Below are 20,059 nucleotides of genomic sequence, written 5' to 3'. Positions count from 1 at the left end.
ACCGTCACCGCCGAGCTGCCCTGGCGCGACCGGTGAGATCCTGGGAGGGAGGTCATCGGTTCAGTCAGCGGAACGCGAAACGGGGAACGGGGTACGAGCGTGCGGGTGGTCATCGCCGAGGATTCGGTGCTGCTGAGGGAGGGGCTGACCCGGTTGCTGACCGACCGGGACCACGAGGTGGTGGCCGGGGTCGGGGACGGCGAGGCGCTGGTGGCGGTGGTGCGCGAGCTCGCCGCCCGGGGCGAGCTGCCGGATGTGGTGGTGGCCGATGTGCGGATGCCGCCCACCCACACCGATGAGGGGGTACGGGCGGCGGTGCGGCTGCGCGCCGACTTCCCGGAGCTTGGCGTCCTCGTCCTTTCGCAGTATGTGGAGGAGGAGTACGCGACGGAGCTGATCGCCGGTTCCAGCCGGGGGGTGGGTTATCTGCTGAAGGACCGGGTGGCGGATGTGAGCGAGTTCGCCGAGGCGGTGACGCGGGTGGCGCGCGGCGGGACGGCGCTGGACCCGGAGGTGGTGGCGCAGTTGCTGGGCCGCAGCCGCAAGCAGGATGTGCTGGCGGCGCTGACCCCGCGCGAGCGCGAGGTCCTAGGACTGATGGCGGAGGGGCGGACGAACTCGGCGGTGGCCGCCGCGTTGGTGGTCAGTCACGGTGCGGTAGAAAAGCATGTGAGCAATATCTTCATGAAGCTCGGTTTGGCGCAGAGTGACACAGATCACCGCCGGGTTCTGGCAGTTCTGACCTATCTGAATTCCTAGCCGACTTGCGACGCTGGTGTGGGGAGGGTGATCACCGAAGCTCCCGGAGCGGGGCTCGGGTCGGCCGGGAACCGTCGTCCATGATGTGATCAGCTTCAGTAAGGCGATCCTTACCCACGTACGATGGCTGACAAGGGCCGCCTCAAGGAGGGCTACAAGCAGTGACCAGCCAGGTCGATCAGGTCGATCAGTCCGGCCAGGAGCGCGGAAACGCGGACGCCAAGGAAGTGAGGCGCCTGGACCGGGTGATCATCCGCTTCGCGGGCGACTCCGGCGACGGCATGCAGCTGACGGGCGACCGTTTCACCTCCGAGACGGCTTCCTTCGGGAACGATCTGTCCACGCTGCCGAACTTTCCCGCCGAGATCCGGGCCCCCGCCGGCACCCTGCCCGGGGTGTCCTCGTTCCAGGTGCATTTCGCGGATCACGACATCCTCACCCCGGGCGACGCCCCCAATGTGCTGGTGGCGATGAATCCGGCGGCGCTCAAGGCCAATATCGCGGATGTGCCGCGCGGCGCGGAGATCATCGTCAATACCGATGAATTCGGCGGCCGGGCGATGGCGAAGGTCGGCTACGACACCAATCCGCTGGAGGACGGCTCCCTGGAGGGCTACAGCGTCCACCAGGTGCCGCTGACGACCCTGACGGTCGAGGCGCTCAAGGGCTTCGAGCTGACCCGCAAGGAAGCCGGCCGCTCCAAGAACATGTTCGCGCTCGGGCTGCTGTCGTGGATGTACCACCGGCCGACCGAGGGCACCGAGACCTTCCTGCGGGCGAAGTTCGCCAAGCGCCCGGAGATCGCCGAGGCCAACATCACGGCGTTCCGGGCCGGCTGGAACTTCGGCGAGACGACCGAGGACTTCGCGGTGTCGTACGAGGTGGCCCCCGCCACCTCCGCCTTCCCGGCCGGTACGTACCGCAACATCTCGGGCAACCTGGCGCTGTCGTACGGGCTGATCGCCGCCGCCCAGCAGGCGGATCTGCCGCTGTACCTGGGCTCGTACCCGATCACCCCGGCCTCCGACATCCTGCACGAGCTGAGCCGCCACAAGAACTTCGGCGTGCGCACCTTCCAGGCCGAGGACGAGATCGCCGGCATCGGCGCCGCGCTCGGCGCGGCCTTCGGCGGGGCGCTGGGCGTCACCACCACCTCCGGTCCCGGGGTGGCGCTGAAGGCGGAGACCATCGGGCTCGCCGTCTCGCTCGAACTGCCGCTGCTGATCGTGGACATCCAGCGCGGCGGCCCGTCCACCGGGCTGCCCACCAAGACCGAGCAGGCCGACCTGCTCCAGGCGATGTACGGGCGCAACGGCGAGGCCCCGGTGCCGATCGTGGCGCCGGCCACCCCGGCGGACTGCTTCACGGCGGCAATCGACGCGGCGTGGATCGCGCTGACGTACCGCACGCCGGTGTTCCTGCTCTCCGACGGCTACCTGGCGAACGGGTCCGAGCCGTGGCGGGTCCCCGAGGTCTCCGAACTGCCCGACCTGCGGGTGCGGTTCGCCACCGGGCCGAACCACACGCTGGACGACGGCACCGAGGTCTTCTGGCCGTACAAGCGCGACCCCGAGACGCTGGCGCGGCCGTGGGCGATCCCGGGCACCCCGGGGCTCGAACACCGCATCGGCGGCATCGAGAAGCAGGACGGCACGGGCAACATCTCGTACTCGCCGTCCAACCACGAGTTCATGGTGCGCACCCGGCAGGCGAAGATCGACGGGATCACCGTTCCGGATGTCGTGGTGGACGACCCGAGCGGCGAGGCCCGCACCCTCGTCCTGGGCTGGGGCTCGACGTACGGGCCGATCACGGCCGCCGCGCGCCGCATCCGGCGGGCGGGCGGCACGGTGGCGCAGGCCCACCTGCGCAATCTCAACCCCTTCCCGGGGAATCTCGGCGAGGTGCTGCGCGGCTACGACCGGGTGGTCGTCCCGGAGATGAACCTGGGCCAGCTCGCCTCGCTGCTACAGGCCAGGTATCTGGTCGAGATCGACTCCATCACGCAGGTGACCGGGCTGCCGTTCAAGGCGGAGCAGCTCGCGAACGCCATCCTGGAGGCCGAAGGGGGCCCCGCCGATGACCACTGAAGCGCTGTCACTGGTGCCCAAGGCCGAAGCCAAACAGTCGATGAAGGACTTCAAGTCGGACCAGGAGGTCCGCTGGTGCCCCGGCTGCGGTGACTACGCCGTGCTGGCGGCCGTGCAGGGCTTCATGCCCGAGCTGGGCCTGGCCAAGGAGAACATCGCCTTCATCTCCGGCATCGGCTGCTCCAGCCGCTTCCCGTACTACATGAACACGTACGGGATGCACTCCATCCACGGGCGCGCCCCGGCGATCGCCACCGGGCTCGCGACGTCGCGGCGCGATCTGTCGGTGTGGGTGGTCACGGGCGACGGCGACGCGCTGTCGATCGGCGGCAACCATCTGATCCACGCGCTGCGGCGCAACGTCAATCTGAAGATCCTGTTGTTCAACAACCGGATCTACGGTCTGACGAAGGGCCAGTACAGCCCGACCTCCGAGCCCGGGAAGATCACCAAGTCGACCCCGATGGGCTCGCTGGACACCCCGTTCAACCCGGTGTCACTGGCGCTGGGCGCCGAGGCGTCGTTCGTGGCCAGGACGGTGGACTCGGACCGCAAGCACCTCACCTCGGTGCTGCGGGCGGCGGCGGCCCACAAGGGCTCGGCGCTGATCGAGATCTACCAGAACTGCAACATCTTCAACGACGGCGCCTTCGAGGCCCTGAAGGACAAGCAGCGGGCGCAGGAGGCGGTGATCCGCCTGGAGCACGGCGAGCCGATCCGCTTCGGCCTGCCGGGCGAGGACGGCCTGGGCACGAAGGGCGTGTTCCGGAACGTGGACACGGGCGACGTGGAGGTACGGGAGGTCACCCCGGACAACGCGTCCCGGATCCTGGTCCACGACGCGACGTCCCCCTCCCCCACCACGGCCTTCGCCCTCTCCCGGCTGGCGGACCCGGACACCCTGCACCACACCCCGATCGGCGTGCTGCGCAGCGTGGAGCGCCCGGTGTACGACGACCTGATGGCGGACCAGTTGGACGAGGCGGTCACCCGCAGGGGCAAGGGCGACCTCTCCGCCCTCCTCCAGGGCACCGACACCTGGACCGTCGCCGGCTGACTCCGGCCGCGCTTATCCGTCAACCCGACGATCTCCCGCTCACACATTCGAGTGGGAGATCGTCCCTTTTGGCGCGTACGCTGGAATCGTCGGCGAGGATCTGGCTCATGGGAGCAGTGATGAATGTCGAGCACGAGCCCGAGTACCAGTGGCCACGCCCCCCGGTCGATGGCTACACCGCCGAGGACCTGGACCGGCTGCCGAATCTGCCTCCCCACACGGAGCTGATCGACGGGAGCCTTGTCTTTATGAGTCCGCAGCTGAAATTCCATGTGCTGTCCATTCGGCTACTGGAACGGGAGCTGGAGAGGGCTGCGCCGCTGGAATGGGACGTGCTGAGGGACATGTCCGTGCGCCTCGACCGGTACAACCGGCTGGAGCCGGACGTACTGATCGCTCGCGCTGACGCTGACGCCGGACTGCGTCAGAGCACCTACCAGCCCGACGAGATCCTGCTCGCGGTCGAAGTGGTCTCTGACAGTTCGGTTGCCCGCGATCGCGACGTGAAGCCGGCCAAGTACGCCGCTGTGGGCATCCCGCATTTCTGGCGGGTCGAGCATGATCTGGGCAACGAACGGCCCGTCGTCTACGTCTACGAGCTGGATCCGTCCACCAAGAGCTACCTGCTCACCGGTATCCACCACAACCAGCTGAAGCTGGACAGCCCCTTCCCCATCAACATCGACCTCACTGCTCTTCGCCGACGCCTGGGACCGTCAGGACCGTAGCGCTTCTACGGGAATGACATGGCCGCCGCCGGGCGCTACCTTCTTGGGTGTTGATGTCGTACAAGGAGGCAGCGGTGAGTTCAGGGGCAGGCGGGGGACGGGCCGGGATGGCTTTCGGGTTCGCGGCGTTCGGGATGTGGGGGCTGCTGCCGCTGTACTGGCGGCTGCTGGAGGAGCTCGGCGCCTTCGAGATCCTGTCGCACCGCATCGTGTGGTCGCTGCCGACCGTGCTGATCATCCTCGCGGTGGTCCGCAGCTGGTCCTGGATACCCCAGCTGCTGCGGCAGCCCAAGCGGCTGGCGATGGTGGCGCTGTCCGCCTCGCTGATCTCGGTCAACTGGGGCCTGTTCATCTGGGCCATCGCGAATGACCGGGTGCTGGAATCCTCCCTCGGCTACTTCATCAACCCGCTGCTCTCCATCGCCGCCGGCGTGCTGCTGCTGGGCGAGCGGCTGCGCCGCCTCCAGTGGGTGGCGGTCGGCATCGGACTGACCTCCGTGCTGGTGATGTCCCTCGCCTACGGCCAGGTCCCGTGGATCGCCCTCGTGCTCAGCCTCTCCTTCGCCACCTACGGCCTGGTGAAGAAGCAGACCGCCCTGGACGGCGTCCAGGGGTTCAGCGCGGACACCGCCTTCCAGTTCCTGCCGGCCCTCGGCTATCTGATCTACCTCACCGCGCAGGGCGACTCCAGCTTCACCGCCGACGGCCCCGGCCAGGCCCTGCTGCTGGTCGCCAGCGGGGTGGCCACCGCCCTGCCGCTGATCTTCTTCGGCGCCGCCGCCGTCCGGCTGCCGCTGTCCACCATCGGGATGATGCAGTACATCGCGCCGACCATGATGTTCCTGCTCGGCCTGCTGGTCTTCCACGAGGAGATGCCGCCGGAGCGCTGGGCCGGCTTCCTGCTGATCTGGGCGGCGCTGTGCGTGCTGACCTTCGACGCCGTACGCACCGCCCGCCGTACCCGCCGCACGGTCGCCGTCCACACCCCGACCACGGCGGCCACCGCCGCCCCCACCACCACCGAGGCCGTCTCCGGCTAACCTGCGGGGCATGCGCGAGCAGACCCGGGACTGGGTGGAGCGACAGCTGGCGGACGGCGAACGGATCACCGCCGCGGCCCCGCTGGCCGGGGGGGTGGACCTCCGAGATCCGCCGGCTGACCACCACCACCGGGCGGCAGCTGGTGCTGCGGACCTTCACCGACACCTTCTTCCTCCAGCACGCGGCGGGCCTGCTCGGCCGCGAGGCGAGCGTCCTGACCCTGCTGGACGGTACGGACATCCCCGCCGCCCGGCTGCTGGCCGTCGACGCGACGGCCGCGCACTGCGCGTACCCCTCGCTGCTGATGACCCTGCTGCCCGGCGCGGTACGCCTCACCGACGCCGGCGCGGACGCCCGGGCCGCCGAACTCGCCCGCCAGCTGGCCCGCATCCACCGCCTCCCGGTCCCGAACGCGGACCGGCCCCGTACGTACCAGCCGTGGACCACCCCCGCCCGGGTGCGGCGCCCGGACCGCACCGGCCGCCCCGAGGTGTGGCGGCACGCGATCGCGGCCATCGACCGCGAGCCACCGCCGTACCGGGGTCGGTTTCTGCACCGGGACTTCCACCCGGGCAATGTGCTGTTCGCCGGGGACGCGGCCGGCGGCGCGACCATCAGCGGGGTCGTCGACTGGGTGGAAACCTCCTGGGGCCCGGCCGACCTGGACGTGGCCCACTGCGCCACGGCGCTGGCCCTGCTGCACGGCCCCGAAGCGGGCCTGCGCTTCCCCGCCCACTACGAGAACGCCGGCGGCACCCTCTCCCCCACCGGGCGGGACCGCCGCTACTGGCGGCTGCTGGACGCGCTGGCCTACGCCCCCGACGCGGAAAAGGTCGCCGGCCCCTGGCACGCCCTGGGCCGCACGGACCTCACCCCGCCCCTCCTCCGGACCCGCCTGGAGCACTACCTGGCCGGCCTCCTCGCGCTGCCGGACTAGAAGAGCCCCAGCACCGTACGGATGTTGGTCTCCACAGCCTCCATCGACGCGGCGTCCATGGCTCCGAGATCCTCGCCGAAGTAGCCCGCGCTGAACGAACTGAAGCGATCGGCGACCACAAAACCCTTCAGCGGTACTTCGACCGGCACGCTCAGCATGGACGGTGTGCGCTCGTGGAACGGAAACACCTGCACCACGGTCGCGCCGCCGACATGCTCGTTGATCAGGTCGTCGGAGATCACCAGCACATCGACGACCTGCCCAGCACGGGACACCCGGTAGATATGGCCCCTTTTCACCGATCCGTCCCGCAGAACGTCTCACGGGAGGCCACGCCGAAGGCATCGTTCCAGTCCGGCACCGGGTGATTCTTGATCTGCTCGGCGATCATCGCTCGCCGCAGCACGGCGGCGGCATAGGCCGAGGCATTGTCGTGCGAGCGCAGAAACGCACCGACATCATCGGGAAGGGAAAGTGTCATCCTCACGGTCATACCAACGAGCGCACCCACGGTAGGACACACCCCGCCCGCCACTTTGCGGCATCGCCGTGCCCCCGGGCGGGAATCCCTACTTCGGGCACCGAGCAGGGAGGTGGCGGGCGATGACGCAGCGCGCTCCGGTGGGGCGGCCGGGACGTGGGCCCGGGCGGGGGTTCGACGAGAACATGGACGAGGTCCACTGGACCCACGCCGTCTGCGGCCGGCCGCTCATCCCGCCGCATCCCGACGAGCCGGCGGCCGGTGAGGGGACGCCGTCGGCCGAGACGGGTGGCTGACGGAATCCCCCAGCCGGTCCACCCCCGGTTCGGGCTCCGCCTCGGCGATCGACGCCGACAGGCGACCGGCATGGGCCGGTGAACGCAGCAGGTAGGCGGTCTCGTCCGTCTCCCGACGGGCCCGATGGGCCCGCACCTTGTGGCGGTTGCCGCAGTTCTCCATCGCGCACCAGCGGCGGCGGCCGGGGCGGGAGGTGTCCACGTACATCAGGGAGCAGTTCTCCCCGGCGCAGATCCGGATCCGGTCCGCGTGCGGGCCGGTCAACAGGGCGATCACGTCCCGGGCCACCGTGGACAGCAGCTGCCCGCCGGTGGCCGGCCCGGCCCAGCCGGCCGTTCCCTCCGCGTCGATGAGTGGCGCCAGGGGTGGCCGCGCCGCCGCCGCGTTGAGGGTGGCCAGATCGGCACCCGCCGCCGGTTCTCCCGCGACCCGGGCGAGGCCGATGCGCCACAGCGCGTCCCGCAGCGCCCGCGCCGACCGTACGTCGGCGGCGCCGATCGCCACCCCCGGAGTCGGGTCCAGCCGACACTGCCCGACCCAGCGCCGCAGGTCCTCCGGAGCGTGCAGCACTTCGTAGCGCGCCATCCATCCCGGGCCGCCGGTCACCAACAGCTCAAGGCTGAGGGCACCGGGGTCGAAGACGTACGAGAGCCCCGAGCCCGAGCGCAGCGGGATGCCGAGTGGAGTTGCCTTCCCAGCCATGTAACCACTATAAACGGTTACATGACCACGCCACCGGCCTCCGCGCTGCACTGGAAGCTCGTCATCGACGCCGCCGACGCCCACCGGCTCGCCGACTTCTGGGCCGGGGCGCTCGGTTATCTGGTCGAGGACAACAGCGCCCTCATCGACGGCCTGCTCGCCGCCGGACACATCACCGAGGACGCCCTCACCGAGCACCACGGCAGGCGCGCCTGGGCGGGGCTGGCCGCCGTACGGCACCCGGAGGAGCCGTACGACCCGGCGACCGGCATCGGCCAAGGGCGCCGCATCCTGTTCCAGAAGGTGCCGGAGGCCGATGCCCCGACCGCCGGCAAGAACCGGCTGCACCTCGACGTCCACGGCGAGCCCGGCAAGCTCACCGAACTCGTCGAACGCCTCGAAGCCCTGGGCGCCACCCGGGTCCGTGAGGTCGATCAGGGCATGGCCGGCCACTGGTGGCAGCTGACCGACCCCGAGGGCAACATCTTCTGCGCCGCCTGACCGCCTCCGGGCCCCGCCCCAGCCCGGCCCCGGGCCCCGGCCCGGCCCCGTCAATGGCCCCGTCAGTGGGCCGGCAGCTCCGACAGGAAGTCCGGGACCGCGTCCGGCAGCAGGCCCGGCAGCGGATCACCGGCCGCTATGTCCACCACCGTGGCGTCCTGCGGCGGCGTGAAGTCGAAGCTGCCGCCCGCCGGCTGGCCGTAGGTGATCTGCGAGAAGGCCAGATCCACCAGCGGCCCGTCCGCCCCCCGCATCGTCACGGCCAGCGGCACCCCCGTCTCCGCGTCCACCGAGATCCGCGCCGACTCCAGCGAGCCGGCGCCCGCCGCCTCCTTCGGCTCCACCAGAAGCTGGTACGCGCTGCGCCCCGCCACCCGCGCCGTACCGTCCACCGACACCTCGGCGACCTCACCGGCCCGCTCCAGCAGTTGCTCCACCGCCGCCTGCGGGGTCACCTGCGGCGCCACGCCCAACCCGGCCGCGCCCGGCGCCCCCCGCTCCGCGTCCAGCGGCACCTCGGCCCGATAGGCGATCTTGCTGTCGCTGTCGTACGCCCACACCTCCCCGCCCCGGTGGATCAGCGCGAAGACATCCGTCGTGCCCTCCACCAGCGCCAGCCGCTGCCGGTCCGGGCCGTCCACCGCGATCCGCAGCGTGCTGCTGCCGCCCGCCAGATCGGCGAGCCGCCCCGCCGGCCCGTCCAGGCCGCGCGCCAGATCGGCCACGCCACCCAGCCCCAGGTCCGCCTGGATCCGCACCGTGCCCGACAGCTGAGTCGTCTCGGACTCCGCGATCCGCACCAGCAGTTCCTCGGCGGACAGCTCCGGCAGATCCGGCGCCCCGTCGCTGGCGATCGCCGGCCACACCCCCACTCCGATCACGGCGGCGCCCGCCACCACGGCCACCGGCAGTCCGACCCTGCGCACGCGTGCGTTCAGTCCCATGTCACCCTCATCCCCATCTGTCCGCGAACGGCGAACGGTCCCCCGTCACCCCAAGCACTCTCAATTGCACCAGCGCGCGGGCCTTTCGACATCCTTCGCCGGGAGGCTCCCGTCTCCTCCCCGCGGAGTAGACCGTCCACCCCACGAGGCCCGAAACCCGTAGGGGTTCTCCCCACGGGGACACCCCGGACACCCCTGCGGACAGGCGAAAGGGGCGGCGCTCACGCACCGCCCCTTCCCCGGGTCCCACCTCACGTCATCAGCGCGTACGGTCCGCCACCAGATCGCACAGCGCGGCCATCGACGCCTTCGCCGGCCCATCCGGCAGCGGCCCCAGGCATCTTCGCGCCTCGTCCGCGAACCGCAGCGTGTCCCGCTTCGCCGCCTCAAGCGCCGGATGCGTCCGCAGTCCGGCCAGCGCCGCCGCGTGCCGCCCGTCGTCGGTCAGATCGCCGGCGATCAGCTCGCACAGCTCCCGGTCCGCCGCCGAACCGCCCCGCTCGGCCATCTCCCGCAGCCGCAGCACCGGCATCGTCGGTACGCCCTCCCGCAGATCGGTGCCCGGCGTCTTCCCCGACTCGCCCCCGTCACTGGCGATGTCGAGCACATCGTCCGCCAGTTGGAAGGCGATCCCGATCCGTTCGCCGAACTGCGTGACCACATCGACCACATCCTCGTCGGCGCCGGACATCATCGCCCCGAACCGCCCGGCCACCGCGATCAGCGATCCGGTCTTCCCGGCGATCACATCCAGGTAGTGCGCCACCGGGTCCTCACCCGCGCCGGGGCCCGCCGTCTCCTGCAACTGCCCCGTCACCAGCCGCTCGAACGCCTCGGCCTGGACGCGTACCGCCGCCGGCCCCAGGTCGGCCACCAGGGTGGACGCCCGGGAGAAGAGGAAGTCCCCGGTCAGCACCGCCACCGAGTTGTCCCAGCGGGCGTTGGCGCTGGGCACCCCGCGCCGCACCTCCGCCTCGTCCATGATGTCGTCGTGGTACAGCGTCGCCAGATGCGTCAGCTCCACCACCACCGCGGCCGGCACGACCCCCGGCGCGTAGGGATCGCCGAACCGCGCCGCCAGCATCACCAGCAGCGGCCGGAAGCGCTTGCCCCCGGCCCGCACCAGATGCTGAGCGGCCTCCGTGATGAAGGGGACATCGCTCTTCGTGGCCTCTATCAGACCCGCCTCGACAGCCGCCAGACCGGCCTGGACGTCCACTTCCAGAGCCTGGTCCCGCACGCTCACCCCGAACGGACCTACGACGGTCACGAGCGTTCTCCTGTCTCCGTTGCCATGTCCCTGGGCAGCGTATCCGGTCACCAATGGATCACCACGGGCACATCCCCATCAGCGGCGCGTACCCGTCAAGCGGCCCGGCATACGCTGTTCCCCGCCCCGTAACCGACGACCTCGAAGGCGAGGCACCGCATGGCCGACATGGCCGTCACTCCCCAGGAACTCTTCGGTCTCGACAACTTGCCGTACGGAGTGTTCAGCACCCCGGGCGACCCCGGCGATCCCACCCGGCGCCGGATCGGCGTCCGGTACGGCGACCACGTCCTGGACGCCGGCGCCGCCGCCCGCGCCCTCGGCTCTCCCCACGCTCCACTGCTCCGGGCCCCCTCCCTGGGCCCGCTGCTGGCCGCCGGACGGCCCGTATGGCAGTCCGTACGCGCCGCCCTGCGCGACTGGCTCGGCAACCCGGCGCACCGGGAAACCGTTTCCCCGCTGCTTCTCCCCCTCCGCCCGGCCGCCGAATCCCCCGCGCCCGTCTTCCACCTGCCCTTCGAGGTGGCCGACTATGTGGACTTCTACGCCAGCGAGCACCACGCCGCCAATGTGGGCCGGATCTTCCGCCCGGACGGGGAAGCGCTCACCCCCAACTGGAAGCATCTGCCGATCGGTTACCACGGCCGCGCCGGTACGGTCGTGGTCTCCGGTACGCCGGTGGCCCGCCCGCACGGCCAGCGCAGGCCGCCGGGGGCCGCCGCCCCGGAGTTCGGGCCCAGCCGCCGGCTGGACATCGAGGCGGAGGTCGGTTTCGTCGTCGGTACCCCGTCCGCGCTCGGCACCCCGGTGCCGATGGCGTCCTTCCGTGACCATGTGTTCGGCGTGGCGCTGCTCAACGACTGGTCGGCGCGGGACATCCAGGCGTGGGAGTACGTACCGCTGGGCCCGTTCCTCGGCAAGTCCTTCGCCACCTCCCTGTCGCCCTGGATCACCCCGCTGGACGCCCTGGAGCACGCCTGGGTGGCCCCGCCGCCGCGCAGCCACCCGCTGCTGCCGTACCTGGACGACACGGCCCCGGACGCGGGCGGTGACGGTGCCGGCGACGGCGACGGCGCGGGCCCGCACGGGCTCGATCTGCGGTTGTCGGTACGGCTGAACGGCACCCTCATCAGCGAGCCGCCGTTCGCCACCATGTACTGGACGGCCGCCCAGCAGCTGGCCCATCTCACGGTGAACGGGGCGAGCCTGCGCACCGGCGATCTGTTCGCCTCCGGCACGGTGTCGGGCCCGGAGCCGGGCCAGCGGGGCAGCCTGCTGGAGCTGACGTGGAGCGGCACGGAGCCGCTGCGGCTGCCGGACGGCGCCGAGCGGGCCTTCCTGGCCGACGGCGACGAGATCACCATCAGCGCGTGGGCGCCCGGGCCGGGGGGCGGCCGGATCGGGCTGGGCGAGGTGACCGGCCGGATCGAGCCGGCGCGCGGGGCAACCGGCGCGGAGCGGGCGGTATAAGGGGGACATGGTGATGCGACGCGTGTCCGGCCCGTCGGCGGCGATCGCCGCCGTCCTGCTGATCGGCGGCTGTACGTCCGGCGGTGCCGGCGGCAGTGGTGGTGAGGGCGTGGACGGGCCGGATCGCGTCGAGGAGTCGCCCACCGCCGGTGGCACCCGGGACCCGGACGCGGCCGGCCTGGACGGTTCCTGGGGCGGCGACGGCCAGTTGCTGCACATCGTGGCGGGCGTCGGCACCCTGGTGGAGACCGGTCAGGTGTGTGTCGGGACGGTGGACGGTACGTCCCTGGCGCTCGGTTGCCCGGCCGGCGGCGACGCGTACACGGCCGGCGAGGCCACGGTGGACGGCTCCGCGCTGACCGTCGACTGGGGCGGGGCCGGCACCCGTACGTACACCAGGCTGACCGGCCCGGAGGTGGCGCTGGCCGATCTGGAGCTCGAAGGGGTGGACCTGGGCGAGCTCGGCCTGGACGACCTCACCTTCGAGCTGGACGACATCGACCTCGGCGAGCTGGGGAACCTCGGCGACCTGCCGGAGTTCGACCTGGACATGGACCTTGAGCTGCCGTGAGGTATCGGCGCGGACGCGCCCACGCAATAGCTCGGTAACCGATTTCCCGATCATGCCCTTTTCGTCGTGGAGTGTCGTTGGCTCCGGATAAAGTTCCTCCACATTCACAGCTTGAGGGGAACACATGCGCAAGGCAGTACGGCTCGCGGCTCCGGCGGCGCTCGCGGCGGCGGCTCTCATCCTGACGGGTTGCGGCAGCGACGACGACTCCAAGGACGACGGCGCCAAGGGCACCGACTCCACCCAGGAGGAGTCCACCACCGGCGGTGACAGCGAGACCGACGCGGACGCCGACGCCGGCTCCGACATCGACGCACCTGCCGGCGATGTGCCCACCGGCGCCGACCTCGTGGGCATGTGGGCCAACGACGCGGACGACGAGTCCCCGGTCTTCATCTTCAGCGACAAGGGCTCCACGGCCTACGCCGCCGCCGGCCTGGACGACGTGGACGAGTGCTTCGGCACCGTGTCGGACGGCTCGCTCTCCCTCACCTGCGTCGACGGCGGCAGCTGGACCGAGGGCAAGGTCGCTCTTGAGGGCGGCACCCTCAATGTCGTCTGGGCCGACGGAAGCACCGAGAGCCACACCAAGATCGAGGGCCTCGGCATCGAAGAGGCCCTCGCGGGCACCGAGTGGACCGACGGCGAAGAGCTGGAAGCCCTGCTCGACGAGGTGCTCAACTTCTGATCCCGAGGAGGATCTCCCATGCGCAAGGCACTCCGGCTCGCCGCTCCCGCCGCCGTCGCGGCGGCGCTGCTGCTGCTCACCTCGTGCAGCAGCGGCGGCAGTGACGACGACAAGACCGACAGCGGTTCCGGCGACGGCGGCCGGAGCGAGCAGCCCACCGAGGACGCCGGGAGCGACGACAACGGCAACGGGGGTGCGGGGGACTCCGGTCTCACCGCCGCCGATGTCGAGGGCTCCTGGCTCACCGGCTACGAGGCCGACGACAGCATCCTGGTCATCATGAGCGGGATCGCGTCCTACTCGGATCTCACCGAAGGGCGGTCCTGCGTGGGCGCCTTCGCCGCCGGTCATCTCGTCATGGAGGACTGCGCGGGACTCTCGGCCGGCGCGGTCACCCTGGACGGCGGCAAGCTGACCGTCGCCTGGACGTCCGGCGAGACGCATGTCTACGAGAAGGGTGATTTCGACAACTTCATGCCGGACATCCCCGACCTCCCCGACATGCCCGATGTACCTGGCATGGACGATCTGGACCTGGAGCTCGACAACTGACGGTGCACCAGGCTCCACCCCGCATGGTCCGGAACCCCACCAGGGTTCCGGACCATGCGCATGACACCATGGAGTTCCAGCACAACGGATGAGGGGGGACTCATCGATGCACACCTGGACCCGGACCCGGACCTGGCCCCGGGCCGTCGGAACGGGAGCGGTGCTGATCACCGCGCTGCTCGCCTCCGGCTGTTCGAGCGGCGGGGGCAACACCCTCGGCAGCCCGCAGGCCGACGAGAGCACCCCGCCGCCCACGGCCGACAATGAGGCCGCCGCCGAGATGATGGACCGGCTCGGCTCCTGGTGGGACAAGCCGCTGATCGACTCCGAGGATCTCGCCGACTTCGACATCCCGGAGAGCCCGGGATCCCCCGTGGAGACCCCGGACCGCGACGGGAGCGGAGGCGGAGGCGGGGGCGGGGGCGGTACGACGGAGACCGGCGCCGACATCAACGGGGTGTGGGCCGCCGCCGACAACACGGCCTTCGGCTTCATGTCCACCAGCGAGAGCCCCACCGGGCTCGCCCGCACCGACTACGCCGACCTCAACACCACCGAGGAGTGCTACGGCCTCCTCTTCGACTCTCCCGATCCCGCCTACGACTACTACACGATGATGTCGTGCGGCGAGGAGGGCGACGCCGAACTCGTCTGGGTCGACCTCTCCTTCAACGGCAGCGACAAGGTCACCGCCCAGTGGCGGGACGCGGACCGCAGCGCCGACTACTACTTCTTCAGCTCCTGGGAAGACTTCTGATCCCGCCCCGAACCCAACGGTGGCCGCCCCGGACTCCGGGGCGGCCACCGTCACGACGGGCGGGCGGACAGCCGTCCTACCGCAGGACGAACACCCCGGCCTGACCGGCCAGATCCAGGAAGTACTGCGGCGCGACACCCAGCACCAGCGTCACCACCGCCGCGAGCCCCACCACCGACGAGGTCAGCGGACTCGGGATCACCACCGAAGGACCGTCCGCCTTCGGCTCGCTGAAGAACATCAGCACGATCACCCGCACATAGAAGAACGCCGCGATCGCCGACGCCGCCACACCCGTGATGACCAGCCCCATCGCCCCGGCATCCGCCGCCGCCCGGAACACCGCGAACTTCCCCGCGAACCCGGACGTCAGCGGAATGCCCGCGAAGGCCAGCAGGAACAGCGCGAAGACCCCGGCCAGCAGCGGCGAACGCCGCCCGAGCCCGGCCCACTTCGACAGATGCGTGGCCTCGCCGCCCGCGTCCCGTACCAGCGTGACCACGGCGAACGCGCCCAGCGTCACGAACGAGTACGCCGCCAGGTAGAACAGCACCGAGGACACCCCGGCCTCGCTCACCGCCACCACACCCGCCAGGATGAACCCGGCGTGCGCGATCGACGAGTACGCCAGCAGCCGCTTCACATCGGTCTGGGTGATGGCGATGACCGCACCCGCCACCATCGACGCGATGGCGACCCCCCACAGCACCGGCTCCCAGTCCCACCGGGTGCCGTCCAGCGCCACGTACAGCAGCCGCAGCAGCGCGCCGAACGCCGCCACCTTGGTCGCCGCCGCCATGAAGCCGGTCACCGGGGTCGGGGCGCCCTGGTACACATCGGGGGTCCACATGTGGAACGGCACCGCGCCCACCTTGAACAGCAGGCCCATCACCACCAGCGCTCCGCCGATCAGCAGCAGCGCGTCATTGCCCATCGTCGAGGCGAGCCCCGGATCGATGGCGGCCGGCGCCCCGCTGATCACATCCGCGATCCCGGCGTACGTGACGGTCCCGGCGTACCCGTACAGCAGCGCGATCCCGAACAGCAGGAACGCCGAGGCGAACGCGCCCAGCAGGAAGTACTTGACCGCCGCCTCCTGCGACAGCAGCCGCTTGCGGCGGGCCAGCGCGCACAGCAGATACAGCGGCAGCGACAGCACTTCCAGCGCGATGAACAGCACCAGCAGATCGTTGGCCGCCGGGAAGATCAGCATGCCGCCGACCGCGAACAGCAGCAGCGGGAAGATCTCCGTCGTCATGTGCCCGGCCCGCACCGCCTCCTGCTCGGCCTCGCCGCCCGGCACCGCCGCCGGCTGCGCGGCGAACGAGTCCACCCGCGCCCCGTGCTTGGCGGGTTCGAGCCGCCGCTCGGCGAACAGGAACACCGACAGCAGCCCCACCAGCAGGATCACGCCCTGCAAGAACAACGCGGGGCCGTCCACCGCCAGCGAGCCCATGCCCGCGATCTGCGCCTTGTCCGAGGCGTGCCCGCCGGCCGCGAGTCCCACCACCGCCGCGAAGGCTGCCGCGAACCCCAGGGTGGTGAGCACCAGTTGGGTGCCGTACCGGGCCGACCGGGGCGCGAACGCCTCGATCAGCACCCCGATGACGGCGACCCCGAACACGATCAGGCTCGGCAGCAGCGCCAGCCATTCGATGGAGGGAGCCTGGAGCTGGAGATCATTCATGGGAGGCGGCCTCCGCTTCGGTCACGGTCACTTGCGGCTGCGGATCGGTCTTGTTGACGTCCGACAGCGTGTGCTCAACAGCCGGGTTGACGATGTCGGTGACCGGCTTCGGATACACCCCGAGGAAGATCAGCAGCGCGATCAGCGGGGCCACCACCGCCAGCTCCCGCATCCGCAGATCGGGCAGCTTCTCCAGCCCCGCCTTCACCGGCCCGGTCATGGTCCGCTGGTACAGCACCAGGACGTACAGCGCGGCCAGGACGATGCCGGCGGTGGCGATGATCCCGGCCGCCCGGTACCGGCTGAACGTGCCCACCAGCACCAGGAACTCGCTGACGAACGGGCCGAGCCCCGGCAGCGACAGGGTGGCCAGGCCGCCGATCAGGAAGGTGCCGGCCAGCACCGGCGCGGTCTTCTGCACCCCGCCGTAGTCGGCGATGAGCCGCGACCCGCGCCGCGAGATCAAGAAGCCCGCCACCAGCATGAGCGCGGCGGTCGCGATCCCGTGGTTGATCATGTAGAGCGTGGCGCCTGAGTGGCCCTGGCTGGTCATCACGAAGATGCCCAGCACGATGAAGCCGAAGTGCGAGATCGACGCGTACGCGATCAGCCGCTTCATGTCCCGCTGGCCGAGCGCCAGCAGCGCCCCGTACACGATGGACACCAGTGCCAGGACGATCACCGCCGGCGTCGCCCAGTTGCTCGCCTCGGGGAAGAGCCCCAGACAGAACCGCAGCATCGCGAAGGTGCCGACCTTGTCGACGACCGCCGTGATGAGCACGGCCACCGGCGCGGTCGACTCGCCCATGGCGTTGGGCAGCCAGGTGTGCACCGGCCACAGCGGGGCCTTGATCGCGAAGGCGACGAAGAAGCCCAGGAACAGCCAGCGTTCGGTGCCGGTCCCGAAGGCCAGCTCACCGGCCGCCTTGGCGTCCGCGATCGCCGCCAGCGAGAACGTACCGTTCCCCAGCTGGTCGTTGGTCGCCACCCACAGGCCGACCACCGCCGCCAGCATCACCAGCCCGCCGGCCAGGTTGTACAGCAGGAACTTCACGGCCGCGTACGACCGCTGCCGCGCCTGCCCCTCCTCGTCGCCGGCCCCGGCCCGGTCGCCGAAGCCGCCGATGAGGAAGTACATCGGGATGAGCATCGCTTCGAAGAAGATGTAGAAGAGGAAGATGTCGGTGGCGGCGAAGGACATGATGACCATCGCCTCGACCAGCAGGATCAGCGCGAAGAAGCCCTGGGTGGGCCGCCACCGGCGGCCGGCCGGTGTCTCGCCCTCCCTCGGGTCCGCGTCGTTCCAGCCCGCCCCGATCAGAAACGGCATCAGGATCGCGGTGAGCCCGATCATGGCGACACCGATGCCGTCCACGCCCAGCTCGTAATGGACCCCGAAGTCCCTGATCCAGGTGAGGGATTCGGTCAGCTGAAACCGGTCTGCGCCCGGCGCGGTGTCGAACCGCAGCAGCACCGCCGCCGCGAACGCCACCGTCAGCACCGAGAAGCCCAGCGCCGTCCACTTGGCGAGGGTTCGGCGCGCCGCGGGCACCGCGGCCGTGGCCACCGCACCGATGGCGGGGGCCAGGGCCGTGGCCGTCAGCAGGGGAAATGACATCTCAGACCGCCCTCATCAGCAGGGTCACGGCGATCAGGATCGCCGCACCGCCGAACATCGAGACCGCGTAACTGCGGGCATAGCCGTTCTGGACCCGCCGCAGCCGCCCGGACAGACCGCCGAAGGCGGCGGCCAGCCCGTTGACGACCCCGTCCACCAGCTTGTGATCGACAAACACCAGCCCCCGGGTGAGATGGGTGCCGGGGGTGACGAACGCCGCGTGGTTGAAGTCGTCCTGGAACAGATCGCGGCGCGCCGCCCGGGTGACGAAGCTGCCGCGCGGTGCCACCACCGGCACCGGCCGCCGCCCGTACTGGAGGTAGGCGGCCCCGACCCCGATCACCATCACGGCGGTCGCGGCCAGTGACACGGTGCCGTGCCCGACCGGCGAATCGCCGTGTGCCAGACCGGTGACCGGCTCCAGCCAGTGCGCGAAGGACTCGTTCAGGTTGAACGCGAAGCCCGCCCCGACCGAGCCGATCGCCAGCACGATCATCGGGATCGTCATGGTCAGCGGCGACTCGTGCGGGTGCGGCTGCTTCCCGGCGGCGTCCGGCTGCCAGCGCTTCTCGCCGAAGAACGTCAGCAGCATGATCCGCGTCATGTAGTAGGCGGTGAGCGCCGCGCCGAGCAGCATCACCGAGCCCAGGATCCAGCCCTGGGTACCGCCCTTGGCGAACCCGGCGTAGATGATCTCGTCCTTGGAGAAGAACCCGGACAGATACGGGAAGCCGATGATCGCCAGATAGGCGAGGCCGAAGGTGACGAAGGTGACCGGCAGGTACTTCCGCAGGCCCCCGTACTTGCGCATGTCGACCTCGTCGTTCATGCCGTGCATCACGGACCCGGCGCCGAGGAAGAGACCGGCCTTGAAGAAGCCGTGCGTCACCAGGTGCATGATCGCGAAGGCGTAGCCGATCGGGCCGAGCCCGGCGGCCAGCATCATGTAGCCGATCTGCGACATCGTCGAGCCGGCCAGCGCCTTCTTGATGTCGTCCTTGGCGCAACCGACGATCGCCCCGAAGACGAGCGTGACGGCCCCGACCACGATGACGACGGTCTGGGCGTCGGGCGCCGCGTTGAAGATCGCCCCGGAGCGCACCACCAGGTAGACGCCGGCGGTGACCATGGTCGCCGCGTGGATCAGCGCCGAGACGGGGGTCGGGCCCTCCATGGCGTCACCGAGCCAGGACTGGAGCGGCACCTGCGCCGACTTGCCGCAGGCCGCCAGCAGCAGCATGAGTCCGATGGCGGTGAGGGTGCCCTCGCTCGTGTCGGTCGCGCTGGAGAGCACCGGGCCGAAGGTGAAGGTGCCGAAGGTGGTGAACATCAGCATGATGGCGATCGACAGGCCCACATCGCCGACCCGGTTGACGATGAACGCCTTCTTGGCCGCCGTGGCCGCGCTCGGCCGGTCCTGCCAGAAGCCGATCAGCAGGTACGAGGCCAGGCCCACGCCCTCCCAGCCGGCGTACAGCAGCAGGTAGTTGTCGGCCAGCACCAGCAGCAGCATCGCGGCGAGGAAGAGGTTGAGATAGCCGAAGAACCGCCGCCGGCGTACGTCGTGCTCCATGTAGCCGACGGAGTACACGTGGATCAGCGAGCCGACCCCGGTGATGAGCAGCACGAACGTCATCGACAGCTGGTCGAGCTGGAAGGCCACGTCGGCCTGGAAGCCGGCCACCGGGATCCAGCTGAACAGATGCTGGTGCAGGGTGCGGTCGCCGTCCGCCCTGCCGAGCAGTTCGAAGAACAGCACCGCCGCGAGGACGAAGGACGCGGCGGCCAGGCCCGTACCGAGCCAGTGGCCGATACGGTCCAGCCGCCGGCCGCCCACGAGCAGCACCAGCGCGCCGAGCAGCGGTGCCGCGACGAGCAGTCCGATCAATGACTCCACTGGTATTACCCC

19 protein-coding genes and 1 pseudogene are annotated in these 20,059 nt (G+C 70.5%); 12 read left to right on the top strand and 8 right to left on the bottom strand.

The features are described from left to right. Window positions 1-99: 99 nt before the first annotated feature. The 6 genes from AC5WRL_RS26925 (at window position 100) to AC5WRL_RS26900 (ending at window position 6,612) form a co-directional block, all read left to right on the top strand. Window positions 100-759 (top strand): response regulator transcription factor, encoded by a 660-nt coding sequence (locus AC5WRL_RS26925; protein ID WP_496091271.1) that lies wholly within the window; start codon window positions 100-102, stop codon window positions 757-759. A gap of 161 nt (window positions 760-920) precedes the next feature. After that, complete coding sequence (locus AC5WRL_RS26920) at window positions 921-2,849, top strand: 2-oxoacid:acceptor oxidoreductase subunit alpha (RefSeq protein ID WP_496091270.1); 1,929 nt, start codon at window positions 921-923, stop codon at window positions 2,847-2,849. Beyond that, window positions 2,839-3,906 (top strand): 2-oxoacid:ferredoxin oxidoreductase subunit beta, encoded by a 1,068-nt coding sequence (locus AC5WRL_RS26915; RefSeq protein ID WP_496091269.1) that lies wholly within the window; start codon window positions 2,839-2,841, stop codon window positions 3,904-3,906. Before AC5WRL_RS26920 ends, AC5WRL_RS26915 begins: the two co-directional genes overlap by 11 nt. Before the next feature lie 119 nt (window positions 3,907-4,025). After that, a complete protein-coding gene (locus tag AC5WRL_RS26910; RefSeq protein WP_496091268.1) occupies window positions 4,026-4,634 on the top strand; it encodes a Uma2 family endonuclease in 609 nt (202 codons plus the stop codon). A 107-nt stretch (window positions 4,635-4,741) separates the two neighbouring features. Next, entirely contained in the window at window positions 4,742-5,674 is a 933-nt protein-coding gene (rarD, locus tag AC5WRL_RS26905) for an EamA family transporter RarD (RefSeq protein ID WP_496091276.1), read from the top strand. 143 nt (window positions 5,675-5,817) lie between these two features. Next, window positions 5,818-6,612 (top strand): phosphotransferase family protein, encoded by a 795-nt coding sequence (locus AC5WRL_RS26900; RefSeq protein ID WP_496091267.1) that lies wholly within the window; start codon window positions 5,818-5,820, stop codon window positions 6,610-6,612. Here AC5WRL_RS26900 and AC5WRL_RS26895 read toward each other — a convergent pair. The 3 genes and pseudogenes from AC5WRL_RS26895 to AC5WRL_RS26885 all read right to left on the bottom strand — a co-directional run. Continuing rightward, window positions 6,609-6,887: a hypothetical protein gene (locus AC5WRL_RS26895; protein ID WP_496091266.1), complete on the bottom strand. Its 279-nt coding sequence runs from the start codon at window positions 6,885-6,887 to the stop codon at window positions 6,609-6,611. The two genes, AC5WRL_RS26900 and AC5WRL_RS26895, sit on opposite strands and share 4 nt — an antisense overlap. 20 nt (window positions 6,888-6,907) lie before the next feature. Continuing rightward, complete coding sequence (locus AC5WRL_RS26890; protein WP_496091265.1) at window positions 6,908-7,093, bottom strand: hypothetical protein; 186 nt, start codon at window positions 7,091-7,093, stop codon at window positions 6,908-6,910. Between the two features lie 399 nt (window positions 7,094-7,492). Further along, window positions 7,493-8,092: pseudogene (locus tag AC5WRL_RS26885) on the bottom strand (CGNR zinc finger domain-containing protein); the annotation flags it as partial. Between the two features lie 21 nt (window positions 8,093-8,113). On the opposite strand from AC5WRL_RS26885, the gene AC5WRL_RS26880 reads away from it, so the two are divergent. Then, entirely contained in the window at window positions 8,114-8,593 is a 480-nt protein-coding gene (locus tag AC5WRL_RS26880; RefSeq protein WP_496091264.1) for a VOC family protein, read from the top strand. 62 nt (window positions 8,594-8,655) lie between these two features. Here AC5WRL_RS26880 and AC5WRL_RS26875 read toward each other — a convergent pair whose 3' ends face one another. Both AC5WRL_RS26875 and AC5WRL_RS26870 read right to left on the bottom strand, forming a co-directional pair. After that, the gene (locus AC5WRL_RS26875) at window positions 8,656-9,537 is read right to left on the bottom strand and encodes a LolA family protein (RefSeq protein WP_496091263.1); all 882 of its coding nucleotides are present in this window, start codon (window positions 9,535-9,537) and stop codon (window positions 8,656-8,658) included. A gap of 259 nt (window positions 9,538-9,796) precedes the next feature. Continuing rightward, window positions 9,797-10,807, bottom strand: coding sequence for a polyprenyl synthetase family protein (locus AC5WRL_RS26870; protein WP_496091262.1), 1,011 nt, complete (start codon window positions 10,805-10,807; stop codon window positions 9,797-9,799). 168 nt (window positions 10,808-10,975) lie between these two features. Here AC5WRL_RS26870 and fahA point away from each other — a divergent pair, with 168 nt between their 5' ends. The 5 genes from fahA (at window position 10,976) to AC5WRL_RS26845 (ending at window position 14,845) form a co-directional block, all read left to right on the top strand. Next, a complete protein-coding gene (gene fahA, locus AC5WRL_RS26865) occupies window positions 10,976-12,277 on the top strand; it encodes a fumarylacetoacetase (protein WP_496091275.1) in 1,302 nt (433 codons plus the stop codon). Window positions 12,278-12,290: 13 nt separating this feature from the next. Continuing rightward, on the top strand, window positions 12,291-12,848 hold the full coding sequence (locus tag AC5WRL_RS26860; protein WP_496091261.1) for a hypothetical protein: 558 nt from the start codon (window positions 12,291-12,293) through the stop codon (window positions 12,846-12,848). Between the two features lie 124 nt (window positions 12,849-12,972). After that, complete coding sequence (locus AC5WRL_RS26855; RefSeq protein ID WP_496091260.1) at window positions 12,973-13,536, top strand: hypothetical protein; 564 nt, start codon at window positions 12,973-12,975, stop codon at window positions 13,534-13,536. Between the two features lie 18 nt (window positions 13,537-13,554). Continuing rightward, window positions 13,555-14,088: a hypothetical protein gene (locus AC5WRL_RS26850; protein ID WP_496091259.1), complete on the top strand. Its 534-nt coding sequence runs from the start codon at window positions 13,555-13,557 to the stop codon at window positions 14,086-14,088. Window positions 14,089-14,194: 106 nt separating this feature from the next. Further along, window positions 14,195-14,845: a hypothetical protein gene (locus AC5WRL_RS26845; protein ID WP_496091258.1), complete on the top strand. Its 651-nt coding sequence runs from the start codon at window positions 14,195-14,197 to the stop codon at window positions 14,843-14,845. Window positions 14,846-14,921: 76 nt separating this feature from the next. Here AC5WRL_RS26845 and nuoN read toward each other — a convergent pair whose 3' ends face one another. From nuoN to nuoL, 3 genes are read right to left on the bottom strand one after another with little or no spacing between them, the layout of a single operon-like run. Then, window positions 14,922-16,532 carry an NADH-quinone oxidoreductase subunit NuoN gene (gene nuoN / locus AC5WRL_RS26840; protein WP_496091257.1) on the bottom strand — a complete coding sequence of 537 codons (1,611 nt, stop codon included), beginning with the start codon at window positions 16,530-16,532 and terminating at the stop codon, window positions 14,922-14,924. After that, on the bottom strand, window positions 16,525-18,150 hold the full coding sequence (locus AC5WRL_RS26835) for an NADH-quinone oxidoreductase subunit M (RefSeq protein ID WP_496091256.1): 1,626 nt from the start codon (window positions 18,148-18,150) through the stop codon (window positions 16,525-16,527). The genes nuoN and AC5WRL_RS26835 overlap by 8 nt, the downstream gene beginning before the upstream one ends. A 1-nt stretch (window position 18,151) precedes the next feature. After that, window positions 18,152-20,047 (bottom strand): NADH-quinone oxidoreductase subunit L, encoded by a 1,896-nt coding sequence (gene nuoL, locus AC5WRL_RS26830; RefSeq protein WP_496091255.1) that lies wholly within the window; start codon window positions 20,045-20,047, stop codon window positions 18,152-18,154. Between the last annotated feature and the right edge of the window lie 12 nt (window positions 20,048-20,059).

The organism is Streptomyces sp. NTD107 (genome assembly GCF_059510435.1).
The sequence above is the reverse complement of the archived record's forward strand: the minus strand, read 5'-3'. Positions and strand labels throughout refer to the sequence as shown.